The organism is Ensifer sp. R-19 (assembly GCF_049905105.1).
GTDB lineage: Bacteria > Pseudomonadota > Alphaproteobacteria > Rhizobiales > Rhizobiaceae > Ensifer.
The window spans coordinates 2,646,411-2,662,683 of the sequence record NZ_CP184569.1 but is presented as its reverse complement, the minus strand read 5'-3'; the positions used below and the strand labels follow the sequence as shown (position 1 = coordinate 2,662,683).

18 protein-coding genes are annotated in these 16,273 nt (G+C 61.8%); 7 read left to right on the top strand and 11 right to left on the bottom strand.

All coding sequences use genetic code 11. The annotated features are described in order from the left end of the window. Positions 1 to 36 precede the first annotated feature (36 nt). The 4 genes from ACN9MO_RS13055 to ACN9MO_RS13040 are packed head-to-tail and all read left to right on the top strand — an operon-like array spanning position 37 to position 3,633. Positions 37 to 1,098: an ABC transporter permease gene (locus ACN9MO_RS13055; protein ID WP_162733569.1), complete on the top strand. Its 1,062-nt coding sequence runs from the start codon at positions 37 to 39 to the stop codon at positions 1,096 to 1,098. Continuing rightward, positions 1,095 to 2,039 (top strand): nickel transporter permease, encoded by a 945-nt coding sequence (gene nikC, locus ACN9MO_RS13050; protein WP_057249092.1) that lies wholly within the window; start codon positions 1,095 to 1,097, stop codon positions 2,037 to 2,039. The genes ACN9MO_RS13055 and nikC overlap by 4 nt, the downstream gene beginning before the upstream one ends. Then, entirely contained in the window at positions 2,036 to 2,869 is an 834-nt protein-coding gene (locus tag ACN9MO_RS13045) for an ABC transporter ATP-binding protein (protein ID WP_113132174.1), read from the top strand. Before nikC ends, ACN9MO_RS13045 begins: the two co-directional genes overlap by 4 nt. Then, entirely contained in the window at positions 2,866 to 3,633 is a 768-nt protein-coding gene (locus ACN9MO_RS13040; protein WP_113132175.1) for an ABC transporter ATP-binding protein, read from the top strand. Before ACN9MO_RS13045 ends, ACN9MO_RS13040 begins: the two co-directional genes overlap by 4 nt. A 181-nt stretch (positions 3,634 to 3,814) precedes the next feature. On the opposite strand, the gene ACN9MO_RS13035 is transcribed toward ACN9MO_RS13040, so the two are convergent. From ACN9MO_RS13035 to rfbF, 4 genes are all read right to left on the bottom strand, one after another. Beyond that, entirely contained in the window at positions 3,815 to 4,552 is a 738-nt protein-coding gene (locus tag ACN9MO_RS13035) for a glycosyltransferase family 2 protein (RefSeq protein ID WP_425985137.1), read from the bottom strand. A gap of 179 nt (positions 4,553 to 4,731) precedes the next feature. After that, positions 4,732 to 5,964 (bottom strand): class I SAM-dependent methyltransferase, encoded by a 1,233-nt coding sequence (locus ACN9MO_RS13030; RefSeq protein ID WP_113132176.1) that lies wholly within the window; start codon positions 5,962 to 5,964, stop codon positions 4,732 to 4,734. Positions 5,965 to 5,972: 8 nt separating this feature from the next. Further along, a complete protein-coding gene (rfbG, locus tag ACN9MO_RS13025) occupies positions 5,973 to 7,040 on the bottom strand; it encodes a CDP-glucose 4,6-dehydratase (RefSeq protein ID WP_057249096.1) in 1,068 nt (355 codons plus the stop codon). Continuing rightward, on the bottom strand, positions 7,037 to 7,804 hold the full coding sequence (gene rfbF, locus ACN9MO_RS13020) for a glucose-1-phosphate cytidylyltransferase (RefSeq protein WP_057249097.1): 768 nt from the start codon (positions 7,802 to 7,804) through the stop codon (positions 7,037 to 7,039). Before rfbF ends, rfbG begins: the two co-directional genes overlap by 4 nt. Positions 7,805 to 8,011: 207 nt before the next feature. Here rfbF and ACN9MO_RS13015 point away from each other — a divergent pair, with 207 nt between their 5' ends. Next, positions 8,012 to 8,872, top strand: coding sequence for a glycosyltransferase family 2 protein (locus ACN9MO_RS13015; RefSeq protein ID WP_058326432.1), 861 nt, complete (start codon positions 8,012 to 8,014; stop codon positions 8,870 to 8,872). Positions 8,873 to 8,881: 9 nt separating this feature from the next. On the opposite strand, the gene ACN9MO_RS13010 is transcribed toward ACN9MO_RS13015, so the two are convergent. The 7 genes from ACN9MO_RS13010 to ACN9MO_RS12980 all read right to left on the bottom strand — a co-directional run bounded on the left by ACN9MO_RS13010 (position 8,882) and on the right by ACN9MO_RS12980 (position 14,860). Then, on the bottom strand, positions 8,882 to 9,994 hold the full coding sequence (locus ACN9MO_RS13010) for a DegT/DnrJ/EryC1/StrS family aminotransferase (protein WP_113132177.1): 1,113 nt from the start codon (positions 9,992 to 9,994) through the stop codon (positions 8,882 to 8,884). 15 nt (positions 9,995 to 10,009) lie between these two features. Beyond that, complete coding sequence (locus tag ACN9MO_RS13005) at positions 10,010 to 10,720, bottom strand: metallophosphoesterase family protein (RefSeq protein WP_058326431.1); 711 nt, start codon at positions 10,718 to 10,720, stop codon at positions 10,010 to 10,012. Further along, a complete protein-coding gene (locus tag ACN9MO_RS13000) occupies positions 10,717 to 11,712 on the bottom strand; it encodes an ATP-grasp domain-containing protein (RefSeq protein ID WP_057249101.1) in 996 nt (331 codons plus the stop codon). The genes ACN9MO_RS13005 and ACN9MO_RS13000 overlap by 4 nt, the downstream gene beginning before the upstream one ends. After that, positions 11,712 to 12,587: an NAD-dependent epimerase/dehydratase family protein gene (locus tag ACN9MO_RS12995; RefSeq protein ID WP_057249102.1), complete on the bottom strand. Its 876-nt coding sequence runs from the start codon at positions 12,585 to 12,587 to the stop codon at positions 11,712 to 11,714. Before ACN9MO_RS12995 ends, ACN9MO_RS13000 begins: the two co-directional genes overlap by 1 nt. After that, on the bottom strand, positions 12,584 to 13,309 hold the full coding sequence (locus tag ACN9MO_RS12990) for a class I SAM-dependent methyltransferase (RefSeq protein ID WP_057249103.1): 726 nt from the start codon (positions 13,307 to 13,309) through the stop codon (positions 12,584 to 12,586). The genes ACN9MO_RS12995 and ACN9MO_RS12990 overlap by 4 nt, the downstream gene beginning before the upstream one ends. Then, positions 13,306 to 14,022 (bottom strand): WbqC family protein, encoded by a 717-nt coding sequence (locus ACN9MO_RS12985; protein ID WP_057249104.1) that lies wholly within the window; start codon positions 14,020 to 14,022, stop codon positions 13,306 to 13,308. Before ACN9MO_RS12985 ends, ACN9MO_RS12990 begins: the two co-directional genes overlap by 4 nt. A gap of 85 nt (positions 14,023 to 14,107) precedes the next feature. Beyond that, entirely contained in the window at positions 14,108 to 14,860 is a 753-nt protein-coding gene (locus tag ACN9MO_RS12980; RefSeq protein ID WP_113132178.1) for a CmcI family methyltransferase, read from the bottom strand. Between the two features lie 172 nt (positions 14,861 to 15,032). Here ACN9MO_RS12980 and rfbC point away from each other — a divergent pair, with 172 nt between their 5' ends. Together rfbC and ACN9MO_RS12970 are read left to right on the top strand one after the other, a co-directional pair. Further along, positions 15,033 to 15,578 (top strand): dTDP-4-dehydrorhamnose 3,5-epimerase, encoded by a 546-nt coding sequence (rfbC, locus tag ACN9MO_RS12975; protein WP_058326427.1) that lies wholly within the window; start codon positions 15,033 to 15,035, stop codon positions 15,576 to 15,578. A gap of 85 nt (positions 15,579 to 15,663) precedes the next feature. Then, complete coding sequence (locus ACN9MO_RS12970) at positions 15,664 to 16,134, top strand: aminoacyl-tRNA deacylase (RefSeq protein ID WP_057249136.1); 471 nt, start codon at positions 15,664 to 15,666, stop codon at positions 16,132 to 16,134. Positions 16,135 to 16,273: the final 139 nt, after the last annotated feature.

Below are 16,273 nucleotides of genomic sequence, written 5' to 3'. Positions count from 1 at the left end.
TCGAAGGAATAAACCGAAAGGATCGTTCCCTTGAGCATGAGCGCAACAGGGACAGTGGACGGGCGCAAACGCGCCCGTCCCGGCAAGATCGTGTCAGCCGTGCTGCGCTTTCTTGTCGTTGTCGTCACCACCTATCTCGGCCTTCTGGCCGTCACCTTCTTCATCGGCCGGGTGATCCCGATCGACCCGGTTCTGGCCGTTCTCGGCGACCGGGCGCCGACGCATGTCGTCGAAAGGACGCGCGAGGCGATGGGGCTGAACCTGCCCCTCTACCAACAATTCTTCATCTATGTCCGCCAGGCGCTGACCGGCGATTTCGGCGTTTCGGTGCTGACCACGAACCCCGTCATGACCGACATCCGCCGCGTCTTCCCGGCGACCATGGAGCTTGCGACGCTCGGCACCCTCATCGGCGCCATCTTCGGCGTGCCGCTCGGCGTTCTCGCCGCCGTCAAGCGCGGCAGCATCGCCGACCAGATCGTCCGCGTCATCGGCCTCGTCGGCTACTCGGTGCCGATCTTCTGGCTGGCGCTCCTGTCGCTGCTCGTCTTTTACGCGCGGCTGAAATGGGTCGCCTATCCCGGCCGCATCGACATCGTCTTCGAATATACGTTCACGCCGATCACCGGCTTCTACCTGTTCGATGCGCTCTGGCAGCGGCAGTGGGACGTGCTGTGGGACGTCTTCCGCCACATCATCCTGCCGGCGTCGCTGCTCGGTTACTTCTCGCTCGCCTATATCAGCCGCATGACGCGCAGCTTCATGCTCAACGAGTTGCAGCAGGAATACATCGTCGCGGCGCGCGCCAAGGGATTGTCCGAGACCCGCATCATTTGGGGCCATGCGCTTCGCAACGCGGCGGTGCCGCTCGTGACCGTCATTGCGCTCTCCTATGCCGGCCTGCTTGAAGGCTCGGTGCTGACCGAAACCGTGTTCGCCTGGCCGGGCCTTGGCCTCTACATCACCAACTCGCTGCAGAATGCCGACATGAACGCCGTGCTTGGCGGCACCATCATCATCGGATCGGTCTTCATCGGCATCAATCTCCTGTCCGATCTTCTCTACCGGACGCTCGACCCGAGGACGCGCCAGCGATGAGCACCGTTACCGAAACACGTCCCCCGACACGCCCGATGACGCGGCGCGAATGGCTGCTGTCCGATCGCCCGCAGTCGCGCACCCAGGCCCGTCTCGGCCGCGCCTACATGACCTGGCAGCGCTTTGCCGCCAACAGGCTTGCCGTTCTAGGCCTCATCATCCTGCTGGCGCTGGTCTTCGTTGCGGCCTTCGCCGATGTCCTGGCGCCGCACTCGCCCTATATCGGCGATCTTGCCAACGCCCGGCTGCAGCCGCCAGGAAGCCCCGGTTACCTGCTTGGCACCGATGATCTCGGTCGCGACATCCTCTCGCGGCTGATCCACGGTTCGCGGCTGACGCTTGCCGTGGTGCTGCTCGTCGCTGTTATCGCCGCGCCGATCGGCCTGATCGTCGGCGCGGTCGCCGGCTATGCCGGCGGCTGGGTCGATGCGGTGCTGATGCGCATCACCGATATCTTCCTTGCCTTCCCGAAGCTGGTGCTGGCGCTCGCCTTCGTCGCGGCGCTCGGACCGGGGATCGAAAACGCCGTCATCGCGATCGCGATCACCTCCTGGCCGCCTTATGCACGCATTGCCCGCGCCGAGACGCTGACGGTGCGCAACTCGGACTATATCTCGGCGGTGCAGCTCATGGGCGCGTCGCCGATCCGCATCGTCTTCCGGCACGTGATGCCGATGTGTATGTCGTCGCTGATCGTGCGCGTCACGCTCGACATGGCCGGCATCATTCTGACGGCCGCAGGCTTGGGCTTTCTCGGCCTCGGCGCCCAGCCGCCCTTGCCGGAGTGGGGTGCGATGATCGCGTCGGGCCGCCGCTTCATCCTCGATCAGTGGTGGGTCGCGACCATGCCCGGCATTGCGATCCTGATCGTCAGCCTCGGCTTCAACCTGCTCGGCGACGGCCTGCGCGACGCGCTCGATCCCCGGGAGAGCGGCCAATGAGTACGCTTCTGACGGTAGAAGACCTCAAGGTCTCGTTCCCGACCCGCACCGGCCTCGTCGAGGCCGTGCGCGGCGTCTCCTTCACGCTTGGCCGCGAACGCCTCGGCATCGTCGGCGAAAGCGGCTCCGGCAAGTCGCAGACGGGCCGGGCGATCATGGGGTTGACGCCGGGTCATGCGCAGGTGACGGCAAAGCAACTGTCCTTTGACGGTATCGATTTGCTCTCCGCATCGCCAAAGGTCCGTCGGGACCTCCGGGGCAAGCGCATCGCGATGATCCTTCAGGACCCGAAATATTCGCTGAACCCGGTCATGAGCATTGGCCGGCAGATCGTCGAGACGCTCAGGCAGCATGAGAGTGTCAGCCGCGGCGAAGCCCGGGAGCGGGCGCTCGACATGCTGGCGGCCGTGCAGATCCGCGATCCGAAGCGCGTCTACGATCTCTATCCGCACGAGGTTTCGGGCGGCATGGGGCAGCGGGCGATGATCGCCATGATGCTGGTTGCGGGGCCAGAAATTTTGATCGCTGACGAACCGACATCGGCGCTCGACGTGACGGTGCAGCTCGAAGTGCTTGGTATCCTCGACAAGCTGGTTGCCGAGCGCGGCATGGGCCTGATTTTCGTCTCGCACGACCTGCGCCTGGTCTCGTCCTTCTGCGACCGGGTGATCGTCATGTATGCCGGCAGGATCGTCGAGGAACTGGCGGCGTCCGAACTCGCCAATGCCAAGCATCCCTATACGCAAGGTTTGCTGAACTGCATGCCGGCGATCGGATCCGATCGCCATCCCCTGCCGGTTCTCGACCGCAAGCCGGAGTGGGCTCAATGACATCAGCCGTTTCCGTTTCGAACCTCTCCGTCACCTATGACGAGTTCAAGGCGCTGAACGACGTCAGCGTCGAGATTGCGCCGGGCGAATCCCTCGGCCTCGTCGGCGAGTCCGGATCGGGCAAGTCGACCTTGCTACGGGCGATCGCCGGTCTTGCGCCGGTCACGGGCGGCACCATCCGGGTCCATGATCGTGTGCTCAAGGGGGCCAAGCGCGACAAGGCCTTTTATCGCGCCGTGCAGATGGTGTTCCAGGATCCCTACGGCTCGCTGCATCCGCGCCAGACGATCGACCGGCAACTGCTCGAACCGCTGGCGATCCACGGCGTGGCGGACGGCGAACGCCGCATCCTCAAGGCGCTCGACGAAGTCGGTCTCGGGTCGGGGTTCCGGTTCCGCTATCCGCACCAGCTCTCGGGTGGTCAGCGTCAGCGTGTCGCTATCGCCCGCGCGTTAATCCTCGAGCCCTCGATCCTGCTGCTCGACGAACCGACTTCGGCGCTGGACGCCTCGGTTCAGGCGGAGGTGCTGAACCTGTTGGAACAGGTGCGGCGTGACCACAAGCTCACCTTCATCATGGTCAGCCACGATCTTGGCGTCGTCACCCATATGTGCGACCGGCTGGCGGTTATGCAGGGTGGACGCGTGGTCGAACGATTGTCCTCGGCGGATCTCGTCACCGGGCGCATCGGCGAGGACTATACGCGCAGCCTGATGGTGGCGAGCAAGGGGTTCCAGCGCAAGGACGCTGTTGCAACCGCGTGACGATAGCAAAGCAAGCGGGACGAGCATCCCGCTTGCTTAACCCTTGGTGGGAGGGAACCGCGCCTACAGCGCCGCGCGTCTTATCAGACGCGCAAAGGTCGCTGTAGCACTTTGAATTGCTGCATGTTTTTGTCCTTTAATCGGGTACGATTGAAGGAAACATGCAGTAGAGCCGACGCGTTTACGCGCTTTGCCGCCAAATCGAGGTCGAGTCGGTGATCACCTTCTGGATACGGCGCTGTTCACGCCATTCCCGCCCGATGTCCTTGATGACCGGGCGGGCCTCAGGCGAGAAGATGTAGTTCCGGCACCGGGCGACGTAGGTTTCCATTGCCGGATTTACGCCGGAATAGAACTGCTTCTCGGGGTCGCGGGAAAAATCCATCAGCCCGGCGCAATGGCGCGCAAAGCCGCCGCGAAGGATGGACGGAGACGTCGTGAATTTCGGGAAGGTGCGAAACAGCGGGATCTTGATTCCGAGGAAACGCGCATACTCGTTTCGCCGGTGGAAGTGGCCCTTACGGCGGATATCCCAGTTCTGGTCCGCCGTATGGAATGACACCTGGGTGGTCGCCGGATCGGCAAAGGGGGCCAGCAATTCCTCTCCCATGTCCCTCAGGGTAATCCAGTCGTCCTCGAGATGGAAAACCCAGTCGGCGCTGGTCGCCGACCAGAGTCTCGCGACGGCCGCACAGAAGCCGGGGTTCTCCGGCTGGAAGACGATGCCGTCGGGGAAGTGTCTCCGGAAGATCTCCACGCAAGCGCTGTGATCCTCGGGCGATCCGAAGATCGGATCAAGGTTGAGATAGGCGCCGCGCAGCTCGAGCCTGAGAAAGATCCTGTCCCGGAAGCTGGCCAGCGTCTGGGCAAGCAGGTCCGGTCGCCGGGTGGCGACAAGGCATAGGTCAATAGTGGACATTGCACCTCCTTAGGGTGCTAATTTGCAACTGTTGGAACCCACGCCATCGCTGAATTTCAATCTGAACACGTCAAATTTGGGGCAGACCAACCCCAGGCGACATACATTATGGATTTTCGCTGCTTGGTGTGCGGTCCGGGCGGAAGCATGTCCACATTTTCTCCGCCCGGCGCCGGGAATCAGAAGATTTTCAGCTCCGGAATTGCAACGACGAACTGTCCACCCCAGTCGCGGATGGCGGCATTGTCCGCAACGATTTCCGTGGTCAGGTTCCACGGCAGGATGACGAGATAATCGGGCTTCGCAACCTGGAGATGGGCCGGTGCATGCACCGGAATATGGGTGCCCGGCAACAGCTTGCCCTGCTTCAAATCGTTGCGGTCGACCGCGAAGGCAATGTCGCCCGGCTTTACGCCGCAGACATTGAGGAAGGTGTTTCCCTTAGCGGCGGCGCCATAGGCGGCCACCGTCTTGCCTTCGGCCTTGGCACGCGCCAGGAACTCCTGGAACCCTTTGCAGACGGCGGCGATCCGGTCGTCGAAGGCAGCGTAGGTTTCCATCCGCATCAGGCCGGCAGCGGCTTCCTTCTCGCGGACGGCTGCGAGCCTTTCGGTCGCTTCGCGCGCACCGGAGGCCAGTTGAGCAAAGACGCGCAGCGAACCGCCGTGGGTCGTGAGTTCCTCGACGTCGAAGACCTTCAGGCCCGAGTTTGCGAAGATGCGCTCGACGGCGGCCAGCGACAGGTAGGAATAGTGTTCGTGGTAGATCGTGTCGAACTGCACGCCTTCCATGAGACGCAGCAGATGCGGAAACTCGAATGTCGCCACGCCGTCAGGCTTCAACAGAATGGCAAAGCCGCCCACGAAATCCGCGATGTCGGGCACATGCGCCAGCACGTTGTTGGCGGCGGTCAGGTCGGCGCGGATGCCGCGATTGACGAGCGCCGTCGCGGTTTCGCGGCCGAAGAAGGCCACCTCGGTCGGAACGTTGCGGTCTTCGGCGATCCGTGCCGCATTGGCGGCGGGCTCGACGCCGAGCACGGGCACGCCCTTGGCGACGAAATATTGCAGCAGGTAGCCGTCATTCGAGGCGATCTCAACGACCTGCGACGCGTTGCCGAGTCCGAAGCGCTCGGTCATGGTCTCGGCGTAACGGCGGGCGTGCTCCAGCCAACTGGTCGAGAACGACGAGAGATAGGCGTAACCGTCGGTGAAGATCTCGTCGGCCGGCACTGTCTCCGTTGTCTGCACCAGCAGGCATTCGGAGCAGACCATGGCCTTCAGAGGAAACGAGCGTTCGCGCGCGATTGCTTCCTCTGTCGGCTCCAGGAACGAATTCGACCAGGGCGTCGATCCCAGGTCGGCGACGACGGTCGTGAGCGGCGTCGAACAGAAACGGCAGTTGTGGGGCATCGAAGTCGTTAGCCTCTCATGAAAGCGTCGATTTGGCCGAGCGTCAGGTCGCGGGCGGAGCCGCCGCGACGCCAGCCGTCATACCAGTGCGCGGTCCAGGCGATCGCCTGATCCTGCGAGAGCCGCGCGGTCCAGGACAAGGCCTTCAGCGCAAGGGCCGGATCGAGGCCGAGCGTCTGCATTTCGCGGGGCCGATCCTCAGACGAACTGTCGCGCCATCCTGTCTGCAGACCCATGGCGATCTGGATTGCGCCGGCGACATCGCGCACGGGGATCTGCCGTTCTGCGGGGGAGGGGCCGAAATTCAGTGCTGCAACATCGGTTTGGCCCTCGTGCAGCGCTTCGGCATAGACGAAGTAACCGTTGAGGCAATCGAGCACGTGCTGCCAGGGCCGGGTCGCCATGGGGCTGCGGATATCGAGCATCTCGCCCGATAGTGCAGCTCGGACGATATCGGGGACCAATCGGTCGACGGAGAAGTCGCCACCGCCCAGCACATTGCCGCCGCGGGCGGTCGCGACCCGGATGCCGCGCTCGCGCAGGAACGAATCCCGCCAGGTCGAAACGACCAGTTCGCAGGCAGCCTTCGAGCCGGAGTAGGGGTCATGGCCGCCGAGTGCGGCCTCTTCCGGAAAATGCCGGCCGCTTTCGTCGTTGCGGTAGACCTTGTCGGTGGTCACGACGACGATCGTTCTGAGCGCGGGCGCCGTGCGGGCCGCCTCCAGCAGGCGCACCGTGCCCATGACGTTGACATCGAAGGTCTCGGCCGGTGTCCGGTAGCTTTCGCGCACCAGCGGCTGGGCCGCCATATGCAGGATGATTTCCGGGTCGAACTGGCGGATGGCCGTCGCAAGCGTATCGCCGTCGCGGATATCGCTCAGATGTTCGCCTGCGGTTTCGCTTGGCCCGAGCAGGGCGTGCAGAGACGGCTCAGCGGCAGGCGGCAAGGCATAGCCGGCAACGCGGGCGCCCATCTGCGCCAGCCAGAGCCGCGCCCAGCTTCCCTTGAAGCCGGTGTGGCCCGTCAGAAGCACGCGTTTGCCGGCCCAGAAGGCGGGGTTGGCAAGCCGGCTCATGACCAGACTTTCCAGGGCGCCGAACCGTGTTGCCAGAGTTCTTCGAGCTGGTTCTTGTCGCGCAGCGTGTCCATCGGTCGCCAGAAACCGTCATGCGGGAAGGCCATCAACTGGCCGTCACTGGCCAGGCCTTCGAGCGGCGTGGTTTCGAACGAGGTGTGGTCGCCCTCGATGCGATCGAGCACGGACCGGTTGAGGACGAAGAAGCCGCCATTGATGCGGTTGTTGTCGCCGGCGGGCTTCTCGATGAAGCTCTGAACCCGCCCGTCGCTGACGGCAAGCGCGCCGTAACGCCCCGGCGGAACGACGCTGGTCACGGTCGCTTCGCGGCCGTGGCTGCGATGGAAATCGGTAAGCGCCTTGATGTTCACGTCAGCAACGCCATCGCCGTAAGTGAGGCAGAAGGTATCGCCCAGGTGATCGGCGACGCGCTTCAGGCGCCCGCCGGTCATTGAGTCCGTGCCGGTGTCGACGAGCGTCACGCGCCACGGCTCGGCCTTGTTGGAATGGAAGAGTGTCTCGCCGGTCGCCATGTCATAGGTGACGTCGGAAGAGTGCAGGATGTAGTTGGAGAAGTATTCCTTGATCATGTAGCCGCGGTAGCCGAGGCAGATCACGAAATCCGAAAAGCCGTAGTGGCTATAGATCTTCATGATGTGCCAGAGGATCGGCCGCCCGCCGATTTCGATCATCGGCTTGGGTCTCAGATGGCTCTCTTCCGAGATGCGCGTGCCGTAACCACCGGCGAGTATGACGACTTTCATGCAGCTACCTCACAGTGACGCGCGTACAGCGCGCGACGCATTCCTCCCGTTGAGATAACCCATGCTACCTTGCGCGTGGATCGCTCGTGCGATGTTGACAATCCAGGCGATCGAATTATCACAGCCGGAAACGCGACTTTCGGGGCGGACGCGCACGGTTCATTGCACGATTTGCCGGCTCAATCAATTGCCGGGAAGGATACGGAAATGGCGCGGGTGGGTATCGGGCTGCCAACGTATAACGGCGCGGATTTCATCGCTGAGTGCCTCGCCTGCCTTCGGGACCAAACGTTCGAGGATTTTGAGGTCTTCATCTCGGACAACGGATCGACCGACGGCACCTCCGACATCTGCGCGGATTTCGTGAAGACCGACACGCGGTTTCGGCATGTATTCTACCGTGAGACGGTTTCGGCAACTGAGAACTTCCACAGAGCGCACGCTATGAGCAGCGCTCCTTATTTCTGCTGGCGTGCCGACGATGACCTTGCCGATCCGAACCACATTGCCGGTCTCGTCGCGGCGTTGGACAGGGAGCCGCATGCCTCGCTTGCCGTTTCGCCGGTGTTGAGGATAGTAGAGCTGCCGGAGCGGATCGAGCGACTTTACGGCCTGCCGTCTCAGCTATCGGGGGAGCGAGCGCTGCGCATTCGCGACATCCTTCTCGGCTGCCACCCGAGCTGGTTCTACGGCCTATGGCGCCGAGAGGCCACAGGCGTGGCCCTGCGGCGTCTTCCCGACTACGGGTTCGCGTGGGCTGCGGACCATCTCGCGCTGCTGCCTGCGATTTTCGACAATGCGGTCGCCCTGTCACAGGAAGGGCGTTTCATTCAGCGCATCAAGCGCCAGGCCGACTACCACCTGCCGCCGCTAGACCTGCTGGAAGCGCGCAGGCGCTACAAACGAATTGCACTTGAGATGATTGCAGAACGACAATGGTCGGCCGCCGAGCTGAAGGCGATGAAGCGCGCGCTTGAGCTGCACATGGACCTCCGGGTCGCCCCCTGGTTCAAGACGCACAAACGGGCGCTCAGGCAGAAATTCCGGTCTGCCTTATCGCTTCGCTGAGTTCGGCCATCAATGTGCTGCGCAGTCGCGCAGGACCTGCACGACCCGGCCGATCTCGTCAGACGTCATGTCGTGATAGCTCGGCAAATTGATCGCCCGGCCGGGAAGGTCATAGGCAACGGTGTTTGCCGACGCACCTTCGAAGGGCGGCAGCGAGCTCAGCGGCCAGAAGAAGACGCGGGCGTCGATGTTTTCGGCGGCGAAAGCACCCTGAAGCTTCTCGCGCGTGACGTCGGTTTCCGGCGCGAAGACGACCGTCGGCATCCAGAAGCCGTTCTTCGTGTCTTCCGGTTCCGGATTCATGGAGATGGAGTTCACGCCCGCGAGCTGTTCCCTGTAGGCGTAGAAGATCTCGCGCTTGCGCTCGACCAGTTCGTTGACGCGTTCGATCTGCGCCAGGCCGACGGCCGCCTGAAGGTTCGACATCTTGTACTTGAACCCGACTTCGTCCGGCCAGAACTGTTTCTTTTGTCCGCGTGCCCGGCCGTGATTGGAAAGGGTCAGCACCTTTTCATAGAGCTTGCTGTCACTGGTGACGAACATGCCGCCTTCGCCCGTCGTCATGGTCTTGGTGCCGTGGAAGGAAAATGCGCCGAAGGCGCCGAGCGAACCGGCCTTGCGTCCGCGCCATTCCGATCCGAGTGCTTCGGCTGCGTCTTCGACAACGGGGATGTTGTGCCGCGTGCCGATTTCGAGCAGGCGGTCCATGTCGCAGAGATTGCCGTAGATATGCACGGCCATGATCGCCTTGGTCTTCGGCGTGATGGCCGCTTCGGCCTTGTCAGGGTCGATGCACCAGCTGTCGGCGAGCACATCGACGAAGACCGGTTTTGCTCCGAGGTGGACGATCGGGGCGGCGGATGCGGTCCAGTTCGTGTCAGCCAGGATGACTTCATCACCCGGCCCGACGCCGAGAGCGGCAAGGCCCATGTGCAGCGCGCCGGTGCAGCTCGATGTCGAAATCGCATGGGTGACATCGAGATGTGCGGCAAAGGCAGACTCGAAGCGATTGATGTAATCGTAGCAGCGCTCGCCCCAGCCGTTCGCCGCTGCATCGGTGGCATAGGCGACTTCGCGTTCGGTGATTGAGGGCTTGGTGTAGAGAATGCGAGGTTTCGTCATGTGGGTCGCCTGTGCTCAAGCCGATCGGTCGTTGGTTGCGTCTGCGGCAACGATCTTGTCAATCCGGCCGCCGATCTGCGCGCCGAGATAGAGGTTTTCGTAAAAGCGCTCCGGGAAGCCCGCCTGCCGCATGTGGTGGGCCGTCCTGTCGATGTCGTAGGCGACACGGTGGAGTTCGATGCCTGCCGGCGAGAGCGTCGCAAAGGCGGCGCGCGGGTCGCCGTCGCGCGGTTGCCCGACCGAGCCGGGATTGCAGAAGACCTTGCCGCCGATCTCCAGGCGCACCTGCACATGGGTGTGTCCGGCAAAAAGCCGTTCGCAGCCGTCGGGAAACTGCGCCTCCGAAACCTTGTAGAGATATTCGTCGATCGGATCCTGCCAGCTGCCGTGAACGAAATAGGTCGATCCATCGACGACGTAGGTTTGCGATCCGGCGAGCCAGGCGCGTTGATCGGCCGAAATGATGCCTCTCTGGTACTCGATGATGTCATTGACCATCTTCGATCGCGGGCAGCCTTCTCCGCTGACGATGTAATAATCGTGATTGCCCAGGATGTTTGCGATGCCGCGTGCCTTCAGCACGTCTACGCACTCGCCCGGCTGAGCGTAGTATCCGACGACGTCACCCAGCGACAGGATCGAGCTGCAGCCGAGTTCGTCGATGCGTGCGAGCACCGCCTCGAGTGCGGGAAGGTTGCCATGAATATCGGAAATGATGGCGATCATAGAACCACCAGGTCCTCGGAGTAGCGCCAGGCCCGGCCCGTCTTGATCTCCGGTGCTTCGGGTTTTCTCCCGTAAACGTAGTAGTCGAGCGCCATCGCCGCCTCGTTGTAGCCGAAGGCGGCACGCAGTGAGGTACTGCTCGAGAAGCGAGGATTGATTTCGAGCAGGTAGGGGATCGTGCCTTCCAGCCGGAACTGATAGTTCGTCGGTCCGAGCGGCTTGAAGTGTTGCGATAGCCTGCGCACGGCCTCGGTCAGGAGCGGCTCGTCGACGACTTCGGCATATTGGGTGTTGCCGGCGACGGACAGCTTGCGCTTGAAGACGATCGGCGGCAGCGTCGTGCCATCACCAAATCCGAACGCGCCGACCGTGTATTCCTGGTCGTTGCTGCCCACAAATTTCTGGATGAGGAAATCGTCCGCGCTCTTCAGGGTCCAATAATCGAAATCGGCCGCGTCCCGCAGGAGTGCTATTCCCCGGGAGCCGTTGCCGCGACGGGGCTTCAGCAGCAGCGGCAAGGGGCCGAGCTCGCGGGTGCAAGCTTCCAGGCTGCGGCTAAGCGTGCTCGGAATGGCCGGAAGGTCCGCTTGCAGCAGTGCCTCGCCCATGTCCCATTTGTCCTGCGCCAGCGCGATCAGCGGCGAGCTGTTCAAGACGACGCGCGTCTCGGTCGCCTCGAAGCATGCACGGTTGTCATTGAAGAACAGGACATCGAGTTCCAGGCCGGGTAGCACCAGTGCGACGTTTTCTCGCCGAAGCAGTTCCAGCCAGAACTCCAGATATACGGGAGAGGTCTCATCGCATGATGGCTTGGCGACGAAGTCGTCGCAGAAGTGTCGACCGATGCCATTGGCATCACGATCGATGCCGATGATACGGATCGGTGCTTCCAATCGGCGGAGCGACGCGACGATACCCTGGCCGATGATTGCGCCTACCGCAGTCACCACGACCGTAATCGGCTGTTTCGATTGCTTTGTGTCGTCGTGCATTACTTGACGTCCATCGGGCCGAATGCTTCGGCGGTTCCGGCTGATTTGATCATGGCAATCCCGTCTCGCATCGTGATCAGAGGCGGCATGCCCAACTCGGCCAGTGTTTCCGCACCATCAGGAAAATTCACCTTCCGAAAGGGAGCCTTCTCCGCCGCGATCACGACATTGCCCCCGAGCCCAAAGGTTTCATAGGCGATTTCAGCGATCCTGTCGCAGGTCATCGCCTCCGTGTGAACCGCATTGCAAACACCGGATATGCCCGTTTCGGCCGCGCGGATCATCATATCTGCCGCGTCCTGCACGTGCAGGAAGTTGCGCACACCATGGGAAGCAGGCATGCGAAGGTCGAGCCCACGGGACGCGTAGGCGATGATACGCCCCATCCACGGCTGGTGGGCGCAGCAGCGGCCCTCCACGTCATAAAGCTGCGAGAAGCGAAGGCTGCAGAAGCGAAAGCCCAGTTTCTGCGAGCTCCATTCCAGCATTTGCTCTGCCAGTTGCTTGGTGAGTCCGTAGGATGTCAGGGGTGCCGCATCCAGCGTCGCGTCCGAGGAAAGCGATCCGGCGTATATGACCGCCCTGGTCTGCAGCCGTTTGGCGAGCTCGGCGACGTGAAGCGCGCTTGCGGCATTTGCCGCAAAGTTTTGCTGTGTCCCCGATGGACCGTCGTCGGCGAAGCTCGCTGCACAATGGAACAGCACGTCCGCGGTCAGGCCATCCGGTGCCTTTGCCGAGCCGCCTTCGATGTCGAAGAAGATGTCATCTGTCTTCGCCCGGCCGACACTGATGGTCTCGACGCCCATGTTCCGCAGGCGCGCGACAAGCTGGCCCCCCAACATCGAGCGCGTGCCGATGATGGCGGCGGTCTTCATGCCAGTTCTGCTTCCATCAACAGGCCGACGCAAAGATCGGGGAACTCAATGCCGACCTTGAGCATGGCATGCAGATTGGCCTCGAAATCGGGCAGCGTCTGCAACACGGGCAATGGCAAAGGCTTCAGATAGATGCCTTCCTCGTGCACCACGCGGAAGCCATGATTTTCGAGTTCGGCGCGGAAAGTGTCCCGGCAATATTGGCGCTTGTGGCCGAGCGCCAGATCGTTGGCGTTCAGGCTGTAGATGTCGTCGATCTTGCCGAGTTCCACGCCCAGTCGTCTGTTCAACGACTTGGCATTCGGCACCGCGGCGAACAGACGGCCATTGGGTTTCAGGAAGCGCCGGAACCGGTCGAGGACGAGGCCCGGATCGTCGACATGCTCGAGAACGAAACCCATGATGATGACGTCGAAGCGCTCTTCCGTTTCGAAGTCTTCGAAATAGGAGAAGACGATCTCGCCGGAAAAGTCCGGGCTGTTCTTCTTGAAAAGATCAATGACGAACTGCGAGCCTTCCACGATTACGTGGCGGTCGCAGACCTTGTTGAAAAGGTGAGGGGTGTAGCCGTGGCCAATTCCAAGATCGAGCAGCGATTGGCATTTGCCAAAGCGTTCGACCATGCGCTGCGGATACCAGTTGAGAATGAGATTGTTCTCGATCGATGTGACTGCGTTTGGAAGATATTCCGACGCCACGTTATCCAGGTTCTCGGATTTCACTTGGTAAACTCCCTCCAATCGACAGTTCCGGAATGCACGACACTTGCGCCCTTGGTACCGCAATTGGCGACGAGGTCCAATGCCGTCACATAAGGGGTGAACTCTCCGTGCATCTGCGGGTAGGGTGTACGTTCGTAGTTCATGTACTGAACCGATATTCCGTTGCGATTGAAGAGATCGTGATCGAGATAGTTCCGTGCGCCGTGGCCGGTGATGTAAACCGTCCCTTCGAGATGCGCAGTGATGTCGTATACTCTCTCGCTGCTCGCACCGCCAATGGTCAGCGTGTCCGACGAGACGAACTTCGGTCTGTCCAGATTGAAGTAGGCAGCAAGCGCGAGCATGGAATTGCGTGCAACATCCGCAATCGTCGATGCGTCCTTTGCGAACACATCGTCGACCAGTTCCAGCATATCCTTGGCGAAGGGGGCCTTCATATAGGCCTGCCGGAGGATATCGCGGTGGCGGGCCCGCCAGTCGTCTCGATTGTCGATCAGCACTTCATCGATCCGCTGCCCCATGCGAAGGTCTTTCAAGGGCACGGTCAGCCAGCGGACGCCGTTCTGGGTCTTGATCTGTACGCGGTTTGTGAAGCTGCCGCGCGAGAACTGCACATCGTCGTAGTGGACGAACACGTCCGCCAGTTTGATCTGCTCCAGCATCCCAACCCAAGGAAAGTACATGGATTGTGAGATGACAATATTCCGAGTCATCCGGTACTTGCCTAGTGTTCGTGTTTTCGCGATCGAGAGTTGGCGAGCGGCACGAAGGCCTGGTCGAGCCGCTCTTTTCGTGCCCCTACTTTTCGATGCAGCGAAGATAGCCGCGCGGCGAACTTGAAAGGACAAGCTTGCCGTTCAGGGCCTCATCGGTCTCGAAGCGGGTCGATTCTTCCATATACGCCTTGAGCGCCGCATAGGGCTCGTCGCCGGCGCGCCAGATTTTCGAGCGTTTGGTGGGTGTTTGCGATGAATCGGCCCATCCAAGGACCGTATCCGCCACCACCATGTACTGGCCTTCGGTGACCAGCGGGCCATAGGTGCGCAGTTCATCCAGCACGTGGTCGCGGCTGTGGTCGCTGTCGAGCACGACCATGACCGAGGCGCCCTCAGGAATTTCCGCCTTCACCTTCGCCAGCGTCTCGGCCGCCGTCGAGGGGCCTTCGATCAGTGTGATGCGCGACGACATCGGATGCTTTTCGATCGAATCCCGATTGTGCGCACGGATGTCGATATCGACGCCGATGACCTTGCCCTTGCCGATCAGTTGCAGCATCGCGGCCATGAAGATCACCGAACCGCCGCGGGCGACGCCCGTTTCGATGATGACGTCCGGCTTGGTGTTCCAGATCACTTCCTGGGTTGCCATGACATCGGCCGGCATCTGGATGATCGGCACGCCCATGAACGACCAGAGATAGGCATAGTCGTATTTGTCGAGCGTCACCAATGTCTCGAGCGACTGGCGAAAGGCGTCCTCGTCCTTGCCGAGCGCGAGCGACATTTCCTTCTTGTGAGCCTCGAATGCGAGACGATCGTCTGCTGCTGCCATAACTGCTACCCTTTATTCGGATACGCCGCAGGTCACGATTCGCGATCTTGCAGCCTCGTCGATTCGTAACGCTTTCCTGTGAACGCTTTCATGTCGACAATTGCAAATACGGTCAAGGCCGGTTTCTTAAGGGGGGAAAGCGGGGGCGCCTCGCTCACTCGTGGAAGTTTCAATGTCGCGTTTTGACCGTATTCCTACACCCCTGTCGGGTCTCGTTGTTGTCGAACGCCAGCGCTTTGGCGACGACCGCGGCTTCTTTTCACGTTTCTTCTGCCGCGAGGAACTCGCCGATTTTGGCGCCGGCGGCTCTATTGCCCAGATCAATCATACGCTTACGCGGGTGGCAGGCACGGTTCGCGGCATGCATTTCCAGCGCGCGCCGCATGACGAGACGAAATTTGTCTCCTGTCTCGCGGGCAAAATCTTCGATGTCGCCGTCGATATGCGGCCGGACTCTCCGACCTATCTTCAGTGGCATGGCGAGGTGCTGAGCGCCGAGAACGGCCGGTCGATGATGATCCCCGGTGGTTTCGCGCATGGATTCCAGACGCTTTCCGCTGATTGTGAGCTGATTTATTTGCACGACAAACCCTATGCGCCCGATGCCGAGGGCGGGCTCAATGCCCTGGATCCGCGGCTCGCGATCGCCTGGCCGCTGCCGGTCGCCCAGATGTCGGCGCGTGACCAGGCCTTTGCTATGCTGAAGGACGAGCGCTGATCGTCGGTCCCGTCCGTCGTTGACTTCGTGGTGGATGGGAGGACAATAACCTTTCCGCGCCACCACGGAAGAAGGGGTGTCGACGATGACGATCGCCAGAAAACTACAAGACTATATCGATGGTGCGGGTGTCGCCTATGACACCGTCGCCCATCACCGCACAGCCACCACCAGCCAGACGGCGAGAGCGGCACATGTGCCCGGCAGCAGGCTTGCCAAGTCCGTGGTCGTCCACCACGAGATGGGGTACGTGCTTGCCGTTGTGCCGAGCACGCACCGGGTTGAGCTCTCCACCTTGCAGGACGTGATGGACCGGCGCCTCGGTCTCGCTTCGGAAGAGGAAGTCTGCAACCTCTTCGCCGATTGCGATATCGGCGCGGTGCCGCCCATCGGCTCGGCCTATGACGTACCGGTGTTGCTCGACGAAAGTCTGGGCGACGTAAACGACGTCTACTTCGAGGGCGGCGACCACAGGACGCTGGTGCACATGAGCGGATCGAACTTCCGCAACCTGATGAAGGGTGCGCAGATCGCGCGCTTCAGCCACCCGGCCTGACGACCGCTCAGAGAATTTGCCAAGCCGGCGGTTCGCCGGCAGCCGCGTTCGCGCGCCGTTCTCTTGGCCGGAGTTGACAGCCCACCTGCGGTCGAACATTGCCGAGTTCGAATGCAGCCTGTCGGGCTTGTCAAAGCGG